This is a genomic window from Streptomyces sp. CCM_MD2014, from assembly GCF_000772045.1.
Classification (GTDB): Bacteria; Actinomycetota; Actinomycetes; order Streptomycetales; family Streptomycetaceae; genus Streptomyces; species Streptomyces salinarius.
Map to the genome: position 1 here is coordinate 7,797,403 of NZ_CP009754.1, position 13,703 is coordinate 7,811,105.

16 protein-coding genes are annotated in these 13,703 nt (G+C 72.8%); 7 read left to right on the forward strand and 9 right to left on the reverse strand.

The window, feature by feature from the left end; genetic code table 11:
* Positions 1-36: 36 nt before the first annotated feature.
* Positions 37-924 (reverse strand): RNA polymerase sigma factor SigF, encoded by an 888-nt coding sequence (locus NI25_RS34860; RefSeq protein WP_061446289.1) that lies wholly within the window; start codon positions 922-924, stop codon positions 37-39.
* Positions 925-1,179: 255 nt separating this feature from the next.
* On the opposite strand from NI25_RS34860, the gene NI25_RS34865 reads away from it, so the two are divergent.
* Complete coding sequence (locus NI25_RS34865; protein WP_061446290.1) at positions 1,180-1,614, forward strand: helix-turn-helix domain-containing protein; 435 nt, start codon at positions 1,180-1,182, stop codon at positions 1,612-1,614.
* A gap of 59 nt (positions 1,615-1,673) precedes the next feature.
* Here the strand turns inward: NI25_RS34865 and NI25_RS34870 are convergent, their stop codons facing one another.
* Both NI25_RS34870 and NI25_RS34875 read right to left on the reverse strand, forming a co-directional pair.
* Complete coding sequence (locus NI25_RS34870; protein WP_061446291.1) at positions 1,674-2,276, reverse strand: ClpP family protease; 603 nt, start codon at positions 2,274-2,276, stop codon at positions 1,674-1,676.
* Position 2,277: 1 nt separating this feature from the next.
* Positions 2,278-2,931, reverse strand: a complete 654-nt coding sequence (locus tag NI25_RS34875; protein WP_061446292.1) for an ATP-dependent Clp protease proteolytic subunit — start codon at positions 2,929-2,931, stop codon at positions 2,278-2,280.
* 214 nt (positions 2,932-3,145) lie between these two features.
* Between NI25_RS34875 and NI25_RS34880 the strand changes: the two genes are divergently transcribed.
* The 5 genes from NI25_RS34880 (at position 3,146) to NI25_RS34900 (ending at position 7,562) form a co-directional block, all read left to right on the forward strand.
* A complete protein-coding gene (locus tag NI25_RS34880) occupies positions 3,146-3,628 on the forward strand; it encodes a VOC family protein (RefSeq protein WP_061446293.1) in 483 nt (160 codons plus the stop codon).
* A gap of 50 nt (positions 3,629-3,678) precedes the next feature.
* The gene (locus NI25_RS34885) at positions 3,679-4,476 is read left to right on the forward strand and encodes a VOC family protein (protein ID WP_061446294.1); all 798 of its coding nucleotides are present in this window, start codon (positions 3,679-3,681) and stop codon (positions 4,474-4,476) included.
* A 31-nt stretch (positions 4,477-4,507) separates the two neighbouring features.
* On the forward strand, positions 4,508-5,206 hold the full coding sequence (locus NI25_RS34890) for a ribonuclease H family protein (protein WP_061446295.1): 699 nt from the start codon (positions 4,508-4,510) through the stop codon (positions 5,204-5,206).
* A 97-nt stretch (positions 5,207-5,303) separates the two neighbouring features.
* The gene (locus NI25_RS34895; RefSeq protein ID WP_404050225.1) at positions 5,304-6,566 is read left to right on the forward strand and encodes an FAD-dependent monooxygenase; all 1,263 of its coding nucleotides are present in this window, start codon (positions 5,304-5,306) and stop codon (positions 6,564-6,566) included.
* Between the two features lie 12 nt (positions 6,567-6,578).
* Positions 6,579-7,562, forward strand: a complete 984-nt coding sequence (locus NI25_RS34900) for an aldo/keto reductase (protein WP_061446297.1) — start codon at positions 6,579-6,581, stop codon at positions 7,560-7,562.
* Positions 7,563-7,589: 27 nt separating this feature from the next.
* Here NI25_RS34900 and NI25_RS34905 read toward each other — a convergent pair whose 3' ends face one another.
* Positions 7,590-7,934 carry a hypothetical protein gene (locus NI25_RS34905; protein WP_061446298.1) on the reverse strand — a complete coding sequence of 115 codons (345 nt, stop codon included), beginning with the start codon at positions 7,932-7,934 and terminating at the stop codon, positions 7,590-7,592.
* A gap of 237 nt (positions 7,935-8,171) precedes the next feature.
* Between NI25_RS34905 and NI25_RS34910 the strand changes: the two genes are divergently transcribed.
* A complete protein-coding gene (locus NI25_RS34910; RefSeq protein WP_228953097.1) occupies positions 8,172-8,597 on the forward strand; it encodes a DUF6328 family protein in 426 nt (141 codons plus the stop codon).
* 33 nt (positions 8,598-8,630) lie between these two features.
* Here NI25_RS34910 and NI25_RS34915 read toward each other — a convergent pair whose 3' ends face one another.
* The 5 genes from NI25_RS34915 to NI25_RS34935 form a co-directional block, all read right to left on the reverse strand.
* Positions 8,631-9,059 carry an SsgA family sporulation/cell division regulator gene (locus tag NI25_RS34915; protein ID WP_061446300.1) on the reverse strand — a complete coding sequence of 143 codons (429 nt, stop codon included), beginning with the start codon at positions 9,057-9,059 and terminating at the stop codon, positions 8,631-8,633.
* 106 nt (positions 9,060-9,165) lie between these two features.
* Positions 9,166-10,143 (reverse strand): LLM class F420-dependent oxidoreductase, encoded by a 978-nt coding sequence (locus NI25_RS34920; protein WP_061446301.1) that lies wholly within the window; start codon positions 10,141-10,143, stop codon positions 9,166-9,168.
* A 58-nt stretch (positions 10,144-10,201) separates the two neighbouring features.
* Positions 10,202-11,818: a serine/threonine-protein kinase gene (locus tag NI25_RS34925; protein WP_061446302.1), complete on the reverse strand. Its 1,617-nt coding sequence runs from the start codon at positions 11,816-11,818 to the stop codon at positions 10,202-10,204.
* Between the two features lie 138 nt (positions 11,819-11,956).
* On the reverse strand, positions 11,957-12,916 hold the full coding sequence (locus NI25_RS34930; RefSeq protein WP_061446303.1) for a threonine/serine dehydratase: 960 nt from the start codon (positions 12,914-12,916) through the stop codon (positions 11,957-11,959).
* A 94-nt stretch (positions 12,917-13,010) separates the two neighbouring features.
* The gene (locus NI25_RS34935) at positions 13,011-13,688 is read right to left on the reverse strand and encodes an AIM24 family protein (RefSeq protein ID WP_061446304.1); all 678 of its coding nucleotides are present in this window, start codon (positions 13,686-13,688) and stop codon (positions 13,011-13,013) included.
* Positions 13,689-13,703 lie beyond the last annotated feature (15 nt).

Below are 13,703 nucleotides of genomic sequence, written 5' to 3' on the forward strand. Positions count from 1 at the left end.
AGGGCACCGTCGTCACCGCCCCCGTGGGGCCGGGTCTCAGGCGCAGCCGAGCTCGCCCAGCATTCCTTCGCGCAGCCGGGTGATGATCCGCTTGATCAGCCGGGACACGTGCATCTGCGAGCAGCCGAGCCGTTCGCCGATCTCCGCCTGCGTGGCCTCCTCCACGAACCGCAGGTGGATGATCTGCCGGTCGCGCTCGCTCAGCTCCGCCATCAGCGGGGCCAGCGAGTGGAAGTCCTCCACGAGTCGCAGCCCGTCCTCCTCCACGCCGATGAAGTCGGCCAGGACCGACTCGCCGTTCTCGGGGCCGTCACCGGTCAGCGCGGCGTCCAGCGAGGAGGAGTTGTAGCCGTTGGACGCGATCTGGCCCTCGATCACCTCGTTCTCGCTGATGTTCATCAGCGTGGCGAGTTCGGCCACGGTGGGCTCGCGGTCCAGGCGGGAGGAAAGCTCCTCGCGGGCCCTGGCCAGCTCCACGCGCAGCTCCTGAAGACGCCGCGGCACGTGCACGGCCCAGGTCGTGTCACGGAAGAAGCGCTTGATCTCGCCGACGATGTACGGCAGCGCGAAGGACGTGAACTCGACCTCGCGCGACAGCTCGAAGCGGTCGATCGCCTTGATCAGGCCGATCATCCCGGTCTGGACGATGTCCTCCATGTCGTCCCCGCGACCGCGGAAGCGGCCCGCGGCGAACCGCACGAGCGACATGTTCATCTCGATGAGCGTGTTGCGCGCGTACTGGTATTCGTGCGTGCCCTCTTCGAGTTCCGTCAGGCGCCGGAAGAACTGGCGGGACAGCTGCCGTGCGTCACGCGGGGCCACGGCGCGGGGGTCCACGACGCCCCGCGGTGTTCCCTCACCCGTCCAGCTCCCGGCGGTCTTCTCGACGGCCTGCGCTTCCGGCCGGACCACGGCGGTCTCCATTGCCTCTCCCACGAAAGTCACGGTTGGACGTCTCCCTAGGCTTTTCCCGCTTGCGGGTACCCGGGTCGCGGCGGCACATGCCTCCCGTTTTCACGGGGGGCGCGATGCCCGCGCCGCGGCGTCTTCGCGGGGTACTTCGTACCTTCTCAGCGTAGTCCCGCCCGCGTCGCCCGGCACTCCGGTTCCCGCCGGGATTTCCCTGAGGGCAGAACGTCGCCCCCTTCCGTGATCCGCCCGGAACCCTAGGCTGAGGAGGTGACCAGCCACGTGCCGAACGAAGCCCGCGTCATTCCGCTGCGCCCGCAGGCCGCGCGCCCGGGGGCCCGTCCCGCCGCCCCACAGGTCCCCCCGGAGCGAAGGCCGCCCACCGTGCGCGAGCCCCTGTGGCGGGACCTGGTCGGGGACGTCCTGCGGAGGGAACGCCTCGAGCAGGAGCGCACCCTGAAAGAGGTCGCGGAGGCCGCCCGGATCTCCATGCCCTATCTGTCGGAAGTGGAACGTGGCCGCAAGGAGGCCTCCTCGGAGGTGCTTGCGGCCGCCGCCGGCGCCCTCGGCCTGAGCCTCGGCGACCTGCTGGCCCGCGCTCAGGGCGAACTCGTCCGCCTCACCTCCCGGCACACCGGCGCGGGAGCGCGACGGGGCACGCCGACGTCGGGCGCACGGTTCGACGGGATGTGCCTGGCCGCCTGAGAGCGCGCGGACGCGCACGGGCCGGAGCCCCGTCCGGAGCGGAGCGCCGGCCCGTGCGCTCACACCCGCGCCAGGCGCCGGACGAGCACCTCGTCGGCCAGTCCGTACGCCACCGCGTCCTCGGCGGTGAACACCTTGTCGCGGTCCATGTCCGCGCGCAGCGTCGCCACGTCGTGCCGCGTGTGGCGGGCCAGCACCTCCTCCACCTGGGAGCGGATGCGCACCATCTCCTTGGCCTGGAGCGCCAGGTCGGAGACCGTGCCCTGCCGGCCGCCGCTGGCCGGCTGCCCCAGCAGGACCCGGGCGTGCTCCAGGACGAACCGCCGCCCGGGGTCCCCGCCCGCCAGCAGCACCGCCGCCGTGGACGCCGCCTGCCCGACGCAGAACGTCGAGATCGGCGCCTGCACGAAGGTCATCGTGTCGTAGATCGCCATCAGCGACGTGAACGAGCCGCCGGGGGAGTTGATGTAGATCGCGATCTCGCTCTCCGGGGCCGACGACTCCAGATGCAGGAGCTGCGCGATCACGACGTTGGCCACGCCGTCGTCGATCTCGGTCCCCAGGAAGATGATCCGCTCCGACAGCAGCCGGCTGAACACGTCGTAGGACCGCTCGCCCTGCGGGGTCCGCTCGACGACGTTCGGAATCGTGTAGCTGCCCATGTCACAGCCCCATCCGCCGGCGGGTGGCGGCCGGGCGCACGTCCGCGAGGGACTGCACGACCCGGTCCACCATTCCGTACTCCCTGGCCTCCTCGGCCGTGAACCAGCGGTCGCGGTCGCCGTCCCGGGAGATCGTCTCCGGGGTCTGCCCCGTGTGCTCGGCGGTGATCCGCTCGATGGTCCGCTTGGTGAACTCCAGGTTGTCCGCCTGGATCTCGATGTCGGCGGTGGTGCCGCCGATGCCCGCCGACGGCTGGTGCATCATGATCCGCGCGTTCGGCAGCGCGTACCGCTTGCCCGCCGTGCCGACACTCAGCAGGAACTGCCCCATGCTGGCGGCGAACCCCATGGCGAGCGTCGAGACGTCGTTGGGGATCAGCCGCATGGTGTCGTAGATGGCGAGCCCCGCGTGCACGGAGCCGCCGGGGCTGTTGACGTACAGGCTGATGTCGGTGCGCGGGTCCTGCGCGGACAGGATCAGCAGCTGGGCGCAGACCCGGTTCGCGGAGACCTCGTCGACCTGGGTGCCCAGCAGCACGATCCGCTGGTCGAGCAACTGCTCGGCGAGCCGGTCGTCGAACCGGGTCGCGGGGGTGTCGCCGTCCTCGGCCCTGGGCGGTGCGGCGGGGGCGGGGCCTGCGATGAGTGGAGACATCGGCACTCCTTGTCGAGTCGTAGCGAGTCGTGAGGGGTGGTAGTGGTGGGAGTGGTGCGCGGCCGACGGCACCGCGGTTCCTCCACTGTCGGCCCGCCGCGGTCCCCGCCGGGCATTTCTCTGCCCGCGGCAGATTCGCCACGGGCAGAGCGATGAGTTCGGCGGCCCGCACCGGTCGGTACTGGTGACCGTGTTCCGCCCCCAGGAGGTAGTCATGAGCACCGACGGGTTCACCACGTGCCTGTGGTTCGACGGCGACGCCGAGGACGCCGCGCACTTCTACGTCTCCGTCTTCAAGAACTCCGGCATCGGCGCCGTCACCCGCTATCCCGAGGGAGCGCCGCAGCCCGCCGGCTCGGTGCTCACCGTCGAGTTCACCGCCAACGGCCAGAAGTTCGTGGGCCTCAACGGCGGCCCGCAGTTCCGGTTCAACGAGGCGATCTCCTTCCAGATCACCTGCGAGGACCAGGACGAGGTCGACCACTACTGGAGCGCGCTCACCGAGGGCGGCGGCGAGGACGGCCCCTGCGGCTGGCTCAAGGACCGGTTCGGCGTGTCCTGGCAGGTGGTCCCGCGCCGGCTCGAGGAGATGTTCCGCGACCCCGACCCCGCCAGGGTGGCGCGCGCCAGCAAGGCCATGATGTCGATGCGCAAGCTGGACATCGCCGCGCTGGAACACGCGTACGCCGGGGAGTGACCACCCGCCCGCACCGACCCACACCCACGTTCGCCAAGGAGGCGGCAGACATGGCCGTATCACCGGAAGGGGCCCCTTGCTGGGCCGACGCGATGTTCACCGACGTCGAGGGAGCCAAGAGGTTCTACGGCGACGTCCTCGGCTGGACCTTCGGCGAGTCGTCGTCCGAGTTCGGCGACTACACCCAGTGCTACGCCGACGGCAAGGCGGTGGCCGCCGTGGTCCCGCCTCCGCCCGGTCACGAGGACCAGTCCCAGTGGTGCCTCTACTTCGCCTCCCCGGACGCGGCGGCGACCGCCGGCCGGATCCGCGAGGCCGGCGGAGAACTGCTCCTGGAGCCGATGCGGGTCGGCGACTTCGGCACCATGTGCCTGGCCCGCGACCCGGGCGGCGTCGTCTTCGGCGTCTGGCAGGGCGAGAGGCACGAGGGCTTCGAGGCGACGGCCGTGCCCGGCGCGTACTGCTGGGCCGAGGTCTTCACCCGCGAGCCCGCGAAGTCGGACGCCTTCTTCCCCGCGGTCTTCTCCTACGGGGCCAAGCAGATGCGGGACGACCAGATGGACTTCCGCCTCTTCGACCTCGGCGGCGACCCCGTCCTCGGCCGCATGGCCATGACGGAGGACTTCCCGCCCGAGGTCCCGCCGTACATCAACGTCTACTTCACCGTCGCCGACTGCGACGACGCCGTGGCCCGCGCCACGAAGCTCGGCGGAATCCTGCGGTTCGGCCCGATGACCACCCCGTTCGGCCGGTTCGCAGCGCTGAGCGACCCGCAGGGCGCCTCCTTCTCGGTGATCGACGTCACGACGACCGAGGGGGAGATGCCGGAGGTCGCGGAGGTCTCCTGAACCACGTCCCGAGGCCCCGCCGGACCATGGCATGATCGAGCGCATGCGTGAACGTGCAGTGGCCGCGTGCGACGGGGCTTCGAAGGGAAACCCGGGCCCGGCCGGCTGGGCCTGGGTGGTGGCCGACGAGTCGGAGACCCCGGTCCGCTGGGAGGCCGGCCCGCTCGGCAGGGCCACCAACAACATCGCCGAACTGACCGCGCTGGAGCGGCTGCTGGCGTCGACCGACCCCGACGTGCCGCTCGAGGTCCGGATGGACTCGCAGTACGCCATGAAGGCCGTGACGACCTGGTTGCCGGGCTGGAAGCGCAACGGCTGGAAGACGGCCGCCGGCAAGCCGGTCGCCAACCAGGAGCTGGTCGTGCGCATCGACGAGCTGCTCGACGGCCGCTCGGTCGAGTTCCGCTACGTCCCCGCCCACCAGGTCGACGGCGACCGGCTCAACGACTTCGCCGACCGCGCCGCCAGCCAGGCGGCCGTCGTCCAGGAAGCCGCGGGCAGCGCTCTCGGCTCGCCCGAGCCGCCGCCCGCCCCGGACGTCCCGGCGACCCGCAAGGCGCCGCGCCGCGGCTCGGGCGCGGCACGCAAGAGCGGCTCCTCGTCCCGCACCATCAAGGCGAAGTTCCCCGGACGCTGCCTGTGCGGCCGCTCGTACGCGGCCGGCGAGTCCATCGCCAAGAACGACCAGGGCTGGGGCCACCCGGAGTGCCGCACGGCGGCCGCCGGGTAATCCGCGCCGGCCACGGCCGCGTAGCGGCGGCCCACCCCTCTCCCCTTGTTACTCTGCGGTCCCGAATGACCGTTATGAGTGCATACCAGGGGTGTGTGTGAAGGTCGCCTGCGTCGGCGGTGGGCCCGCCGGACTCTATCTGTCGATCCTGCTGAAGCGGCAGGACCCGACCCACGACGTCACCGTGTACGAACGCGACCCGGAGGGCTCCACCTACGGCTGGGGCGTCACCTACTGGCGCGGACTGCTCGACCGGCTCCAGGAACACGACCCGGAGTCGGCGCGCGCCGTCGAGGAGCACTCCGTGCGCTGGCGGGACGGCGTCGCCCACGTCGGCGACCTGACCACCCGGCACCACGGCGACGAGGGCTTCGGCATCGGCCGCCACCGGCTCCTCGCGCTCCTCGCCGCACGCGCCCGCGACCTCGGCGTACGCCTGGAGTTCGAGCACCCCGTGACCGGCGCGAACCCGCCCGCCGCCGACCTCGTCGTGGCGGCCGACGGCGCCGGCAGCGCCCTGCGCGGCCGGCACGCCGGCCACTTCGGCACCGAGATCACCGGCGGCCGCAACCACTACGTGTGGCTCGGCACCCCCAAGGTCTTCGACGCCTTCACCTTCGCCTTCGCCGAGACCGAGCACGGCTGGATCTGGGCGTACGGCTACGGCTACGGCCCCGAGGGCAGCACCTGCGTCGTCGAGTGCGCGCCCGAGACCTGGACCGGCCTCGGCCTGGACCGCGCGGACGAGGCCGAGGGACTGATCCTGCTGGAGAAGCTGTTCGCCGACGTGCTGGACGGACACCCGCTCACGGCGCGGTCCTCCGGCCGGGCGAGCGCCCCCTGGCCCGTCTTCCGCACCCTCACCAACCGCACCTGGTCCCGCGGCAACCTGGTCCTGCTCGGCGACGCGGCCCACACCACGCACTACTCCGTCGGCGCCGGCACCACGCTCGCGCTCGAGGACGCCATGGCGCTGGCCACGGCACTGCGCGAGCCGGACACCCCCCTCCCGGACGCCCTCGCCCGCTACGAACGCGAACGCCGGGCGGCCCTGCTGCCGGTGCAGAGCGCGGCCCGGCTCAGCGCACAGTGGTACGAGAACCTGCCCCGCTACATCCGCCTGCCCCCGGAGCAGATGTTCGCCCTGCTCGGCCAGCGGCACTCGCCGCTGCTGCCGTACCTCCCGCCGCGCCTGTACTACCGGATGGACCGGGCGGCCGGCCGAGTGGAGACGCTGCGCCGGCTCAAGCGCCGGCTGGGGCCCGTGCTCGCGCGCACGGTCCAGGCGCGCAGACTCGCCGCCGGCGACGGAGCGGGCCGTGCGGGGCGTCCCGGCGCGGTGCCCGCGCACCGGGGATGACAGACTGACGCCATGGACGAGCGCACTTTCGGCAGGTCGGATCAGCACGCGTCGGTGATCGGCCTCGGCACCTGGCAACTGGGCGCCGACTGGGGAGACGTGGACGACAAGGAAGCCCTCGCGGTACTGGAGGCGGCGGCCGAGTCGGGGGTGACCTTCTTCGACACGGCGGACGTCTACGGCGACGGCCGCAGCGAGCAGACCATCGCGACCTTCCTCGCGAGCAGGCCCGACCTGCACGTGCTGGTCGCCACCAAGATGGGCCGCCGGGTCGACCAGATCCCGCAGAACTACGTCCTGGACAACTTCCGGCAGTGGAACGACCGCTCCCGCCGCAACCTCGGCGTCGACCGCCTCGACCTGGTGCAGCTGCACTGCCCGCCGACGCCCGTCTACTCCAGCGACGAGGTGTTCGACGCCCTGGACACCCTCGTCGAGGAGGAGCGCGTCGCCGCGTACGGCGTCAGTGTGGAGACGTGCGAGGAGGCACTCACCGCGATCGCCCGGCCGAACGTGGCCAGCGTCCAGATCATCCTCAACCCGTTCCGCATGAAGCCCCTGCGCGAGGTCCTGCCCGCGGCCCGCGAGGCAGGCGTGGGCATCATCGCCCGGGTGCCGCTGGCGTCCGGCCTGCTGTCCGGCAAGTACACCAAGGACACGGTCTTCGCGGCCAACGACCACCGCAACTTCAACCGGCACGGCGAGGCCTTCGACCAGGGCGAGACCTTCTCCGGCGTCGACTTCGCCACGGGCGTGGAGGCCGCCGCCGAGTTCGCCGCGCTCGCCCCCGAGGGGTACACCCCGGCCCAGCTTGCGCTGCGCTGGATCGTCCAGCAGCCCGGCGTGACGAGCGTGATCCCCGGCGCCCGTTCGCCCGAACAGGCCCGCGCCAACACGGACGCCGCCAGGCTGCCGGAGCTGTCCGAGGACACCCTCGCCGCCATCCGCGACCTCTACGACCGCCGTATCAAGGACCAGGTCGAGAGCCGCTGGTAGAGGGCCGGCGGGCGGCGGCCCGCGGCCTCACGGCTCCAGGAGCAACTGCCGTTCCCGCTCCTGGTCGCCGGAGGCCGCCCCCTCGTTCCGCGCGCCGAAGGCGCGGGCCAGGGTCCGGCTCGCCGCCTCCACGGCCTGCGGTGTGCCCTGCACGGTGACCGTCACCGGCGCCGACAGCGACCCGCCCGTCGCCGGGGCGGCGTCCGCGCGAGGTGCGTCCGGGGCGTCGAAGGTCGCGGTACGCACCGTCGCCCCCTCGTCCGCGGGCAGGTCGCCGGGGGCCCCGAAAACGCCCTCCAGCGCGCGGACGATCGCCCGCGCGTCGTCGATGCCGCCGCCGTCGAACGTCACGGTGAGCTGAGTGTCGGACATCTTGGCCTTCCTTGCCGAGCCGGGGTCGTTCCCGGCCCGTGTAACCGTCCCCCGATCACCCAAACCGGGCGTCGCCCGCACGGACCGGCGCCTGAGTACGGGGATCCCGGGAACAGGGAAGGAGACGCAGACGGCGGTCGACGGGAGGAAGACGTGACGCACTCGGACTCGGGATCGGCTGAGGGACAGGCTCGGCGCAGGGGGCGCAACGAGACCGAGGAGGAGCGGGCCGACCGGATGTGGACGGAGCTGATCCAGGAGGTCCGCGTCGCGCAGATGGGCGTGCAGATCCTGTTCGGCTTCCTGCTCACCGTCGTGTTCCAGCCCAAGTACCAGACCCTCTCGGACACCGACCAGACGATCTACCTGGTCACGGTGGTCCTCGGGGCCGTGACGACCGGCGCCCTGATCGGGCCGGTGTCCCTGCACCGCCTCGTCTCCGGGCGGCGGGTGAAACCCCACGCGGTGCGGTGGGCGTCCCGGCTGACGCTGCTCGGCCTCGTGCTGCTGCTCGCCACGACGGCCTGCTCGCTCCTGCTGATCCTGCGCGTCGCGACCCACGACGGCTTCGTGCCCTACCTCGTCACCGGCGTGGTGCTCTGGTACCTGCTGTGCTGGTTCGGGATCCCGCTGTGGACCCGGCACCGCCACACGGCCCGCTGAGGCGCCGTCCCCCGGCGGCCCGGGCGGGGGCCCTCAGCCCTCGGCGGTCAGCGTGGCGAGGAAGTCGTCGACGCAGACCTCTTCCTCCCCGGGCCGGACCACCGTGTGCGTCTCGCGCAGGAACGCCTCGACGGCCGCGGCCCAGACGAACACCACGGCGCGGTGGCGCTCCCCGTCGGCCCGGTCGTCGCCGAGCAGTTCGATGCGCAGTTCGTCCCACATGCCCCGCGACTCGGGCCGCATCCGCACGTCGCCCACGCCGACCGGGCGGACGAGGCCCTCAGCGACCATCTCCCGGTCCAGCGTCCACTCGGCGAGCACCCGTCCGTCGTGGCTGAAGACCACGGTGAGGGCGAACGGGTCCGCCGCGTCGTATCCGAGGTGCGCGAGGACGGGAAACCGGTCGGCGGCGTCGCCCGCCTGGAGCTGCACGACCATGGTCCTGTGCACGACGGTGTTCACGAGAGCCTCCAGGGGGACGGACGTAAAGCCCTCTAGTACCCGGTTCACGGGCAAGATGCTCAGTCGTTCGAGTGATTCGCCCGTCCGCCGGTTTCGGCCGCCGGTCTCAGTCGCGGCCGAACTCCTCGCGCAGCGCGGGCAGCAGGGTGCTCTCCGACCAGTCCAGGAAGGCCGGTTGGGACTCCCCGCCGATCTGCACCAGGGCGATCTCGGTGAACCCGGCCTCGACGTACGGGCGTACGGCCGCCACGAAGGCGTCGGGGTCGTCACCGCAGGGAATGGACTCGGCGACGTCGTCGGGCGTCACGAACTGGGTGGCCTGCTCGAAGGAGTCGGGGTGCGGCAGTTCGGAGTTGACCTTCCAGCCGCTGCCGAACCAGCGGAACTGGGAGTGGGCCCGCTTGATCGCCGTGTCCCGGTCGGGGTCGTAGGAGACGGGCAGTTGACCCACGCGCGGCTTGCCCTCGCCGCCGTGCCGGCCGAAGGCCTCCAGCAGCCCCGCCTTCGGCTCGGTGGCGATCACCAGGTCGGCGAACTCGCCCGCCAGCTTGGCGGAGCGCTCCCCGGAGACGGCGATGCCGATGGGCGGCGGGCTGTCCGGCAGGTCCCACAGCCGGGCGGACTCCACGTCGAAGTGCGCGCCGCGGTGGTTCACGTGGCCGCCTCCGAACAGCGCGCGGATGATCTCCACGGCCTCCTGGAGCATCTCGTGCCGTACGTCGACCGACGGCCAGCCGCCGCCCACCACGTGCTCGTTGAGGTTCTCGCCGGAGCCGAGACCCAGCCGGAACCGGCCCTCGGAGAGCAGTTGCAGCGTCGCCGCCTTCTGCGCCACCACCGCCGGGTGGTAGCGGAACGTCGGACACGTCACGTAGGTCATCAGCGGGATGCGGGACGTGGCCTGCGCCGCGGCGCCCAGCACGCTCCAGGCGTACGGCGCGTGGCCCTGCGAGCGCAGCCAGGGGAAGTAGTGGTCCGACGTCACCGAGAAGTCGAACCCCACCTCCTCGGCGCGCACCAGATGGCCGACGAGTTCTCGCGGGCCGGCCTGCTCGGTCATCATCGTGTATCCGATGTGTGCCATGGCGGCCGAGTCCCCCGCGGGGCCCGAGGGAAAACCGGGGGAAACGGGGCGGACGGGGTCAGCTCCCGTCCTCCCGGAAGGTGCCGAGGACGGCGGCCAGCGCCCGCTCGTTCTCGGTGTCGCCCCAGTCACCGGCCGGGGTCGTCCAGCGCAGCGAGAAGCTGCGTCCCCCGCCGAGCAGGAAGCCGCGGCCGAAGGTGCGGACCCGGGCGCCGTCGTCCCGGGCCAGCCACTCCATGTCCGCCGCCTCGCGTCCCCGGTAGGTCGTGGCGCGGATGCCGCCGATCCGCCGGTAGCCGCCGGAGCGGGCGAGGCCCGGCTCCACGTCGTCGCGCCAGACGGCCACCGGGTCGTCGCCCGCGCGCCTGCTGTAGGTGACGGCGAGGGTGCGCGGGTCGCCGGACGCGCCGAAGACGATCCGGTACGCGCCGTCCGGCACCCGTGCGGTGTCCAGCCGCCGCCAGCCTGTGGGAAGGGCGACGGAGAAGCCCTCCGGCGCGTCGTAGCGGCGGAACCCGGCCGGTGGCGGGGAGCCGGTCGGCGAGGACGAGGCGCTCGCGCGCGGCGGACCGGCGGGGGAGGAGGGGGCGGAACCGGTGGGCGGTGCGGCGGGCGCGGAGGGGCGCTGCCCGGCGCCGGCGGCGGGGGAGGAGGGGCGCTGCCCGGCGCCGGCGTCGTCGTCGCCCGTGCCCGGGAGCCGGCCGGTGACGGCGAGGACGGTGACCGCGACCGTGACGAGGGCCAGGGCGATCCCGGCGACGACGGTCCCCCGCGGCCGGTCGCCGCCCGTGCTCCGGGCGAGGGCGTACCCGCCGCGCAGCCTGGGCCGGATCGCCTCGCCGGCAGCCGCGTCGGGATCCTCCGCCAGCGCCCGGGCGAGGGCCGCGCGCACCACCGGACGGGGCAGCCGCTCCCGGGAGTTCTTGCGCAACAGCCCCTGCACGGCTTGGGTGAGCGGACCCGCGCGCACCGGCGTGCGCAGCGGCAGCCGGTCCACCCCCCTCAGCGTCGCCTCGGGCCTGCCCCGGTCACGGAACGGCGGACGGCCCTCGACCATGGTGTAGAGGATCGCGCCCAGCGTCCACAGATCGGCCGCCGGCCCGATCCGCTCGTCGCGGGCCTGCTCGGGCGGGGCGTACGCGGGCGCCGTCAGCCGGGGGGCGAGGGTGGCGCCGGCCAGCCCGAAGCCGGTGACGACGACGGAGCCCTCCTCGCGCACGAACACCTGCCCCGGGCTCAGCTCGCCGTGCGTCACGCCGTGCGCGTGCGCCGCCTCCAGCACGGCGAGCAGCTCCAGGCCGACGCGTGCGGCCCGGGCGTAGCTGAACGCGCCCCGGCGGTCGAGGAGGTCGCCGAGCGGAACGCCGCCGACCCACTCGGCCACCGTCCACAGCGTGCCGTCCACGACCACCGCGTCCGAAACCGCGGCGATCCGCCCGGGGCACAGCGACGCCATGGTCTCACCGGTGCGGATCACCCGGCCCGGAGCCCGGCGGCCGGCCTCGCCGGCCTGATCCTCGGGCAGCGCGATCTGCGTGACCAGGCACGGACGGCCCGTCGTGGCGTCCTCGCCGGACCAGCAGACGCGATTCGTCTCGCGCTGGACGACCTCGAACAGGCGGTAGCGCCCGGCGACCAGCCCGTGTGGGGAGACGTGCGCCCTGACCATGGCCATCCCTCGTTCGCACCGTCGTTTCTCGGCTCGACCAGGGGTACGTCGAGGGGACCGGGGTGCGTTCAGCGAACGCGCCTTCCGGCGCCGTTTCTGACCCTTCTTCAAAAAAGGACGCGTCGTCGCGGGTCCGGCCCGGCGTCAGCGCAGTCCGAAGCGGTCCGCCCACCCCGCCATGTCCGTCACCGTGGCGTTGCCGCCGCACACCACGAGCCCGATCCGGGCGCCCTCGCCCACCCGCTCCACCACCCGCCGGGCCGCCGGCAGCAGGCAGCCGGCGGCCGGCTCGGTCCACACCTTGGCGTGCTCGGCGAGCGCGAGCGAACCCCGGACCGCCTCCCGGTCCGGCACCACGAGCACCTCGGTGACCAGCTCCGCCACATGGTCGTACGTCAGCCGCGAGACGGACGGCGCGCTGAGCGTCGTGACGACCGACGACAGCGGCACCGCCAGCGGCCCGCCCGCCGCCAGAGCCCGGGACATGGCCTCGGCGCCCTCGGTCTCCACGCCCCAGACCCGCACCCCCGGCCGCAGCGCCCGCAGCGCCGCCGCCACTCCCGCGATCAGCCCGCCGCCGCCGATGCTCACCAGCACGTCGGTGAGGTCGGAGGCGTCCTCGGCGAACTCCAGTCCCACGGTGCCCTGCCCCGCGATCACCACCGGGTCGTCGAAGGGGTGCACCAGGGTCAGCCCCTCCTCGCGGAGCCGGGTGACGAGTGCGAAGGCGCTGTCCATGCCGTCGGTGAGGCGCACGACGGCGCCCGCCTCCTCGGCGATCTCCACGGAACGGGCCGGCGCCGTACGCGGCATGACCACCGTGGCCTTCACGTGCAGGGCCGCGGCCATCACCGCCACCGCGATGCCGTGGTTGCCGCCGCTGACCGCGACGACACCGGCGGCCCGCTCGGCCTCGGTCAGCGACAGCAGTTTCGCCGTCGCGCCGCGCGCCTTGAACGAACCGGTCCGCTGGAGCAGCTCCAGCTTCGCGCTGACCGGGACGCCGAGCAGAGCGGACAGCCCCGGGCTGGGCACGGTCGGGGTGCGTACGACATGTCCGGCGATCCGCTCGGCCGCGGCTTCGATCTCCGTGATCGCGATCAAGGCAGTCTTCCTTCCGGCGCGGGCGGTGATCCGCGCCCGTTCGCAGCCTTTCGCGCGAGGCCCCCAAGGTCAACAAGTTCCCGGGGCGGAGGGTTCAGTGCTGCTGCGTCTTCTGCGGTGTCGCCTCGCTCGGCCGTACGACGACGAAGCCCTCCCCCTGGAGCACCAGCTGGACCGCCTCGCCCGAACCGCCGCGCAGCATCGAACCGATGGACTGCGAACGGTGCAGGGAGGTCGCCAGCCCCGCGGACCAGCCGACGATCGCGTCCGTGTCCACGTAGACCGGGTACTGGTGCGAGACCGGGATGACCAGCGGGTTGCCCTCGCACACCAGGCCCAGCCTGCCGTGGCCGGTGAACACGCTGTTGAACAGTCCGCCGCCGGCGATGCCCGATCCCTTCACGGTGGCGATGCGGTACGACAGCGACGCGTCGAAGCACAGGACGTTGCGGCCGTTGACCGTGAACTCGTCGCCCGGCTCGACCTCGACGATGAAGCAGTTCTGGGCCTCGTTGGCGAACCAGGCCTCGCCCTGCCCGCGCACCGCCATCAGCGGCAACCCCTCCCCGGTGACCGCGCGCTTGAGCATGCCGCCCACGCCCTGGCCCTTGCGCTCGAACTGGAGACTGCCCCGGTAGGCGATCATCGCGCCCTGCCGGGCGAGCATCTCGCCGTTCACCGCGTACCTGATGCACTTGGAGTTCTCGACGGTCATGCCCGGCGCCGTGGCGGGCTGCACCATGTGCTCGCTGGAAAAGAGGTCACCCTTCATGACGGCATCCTGGCC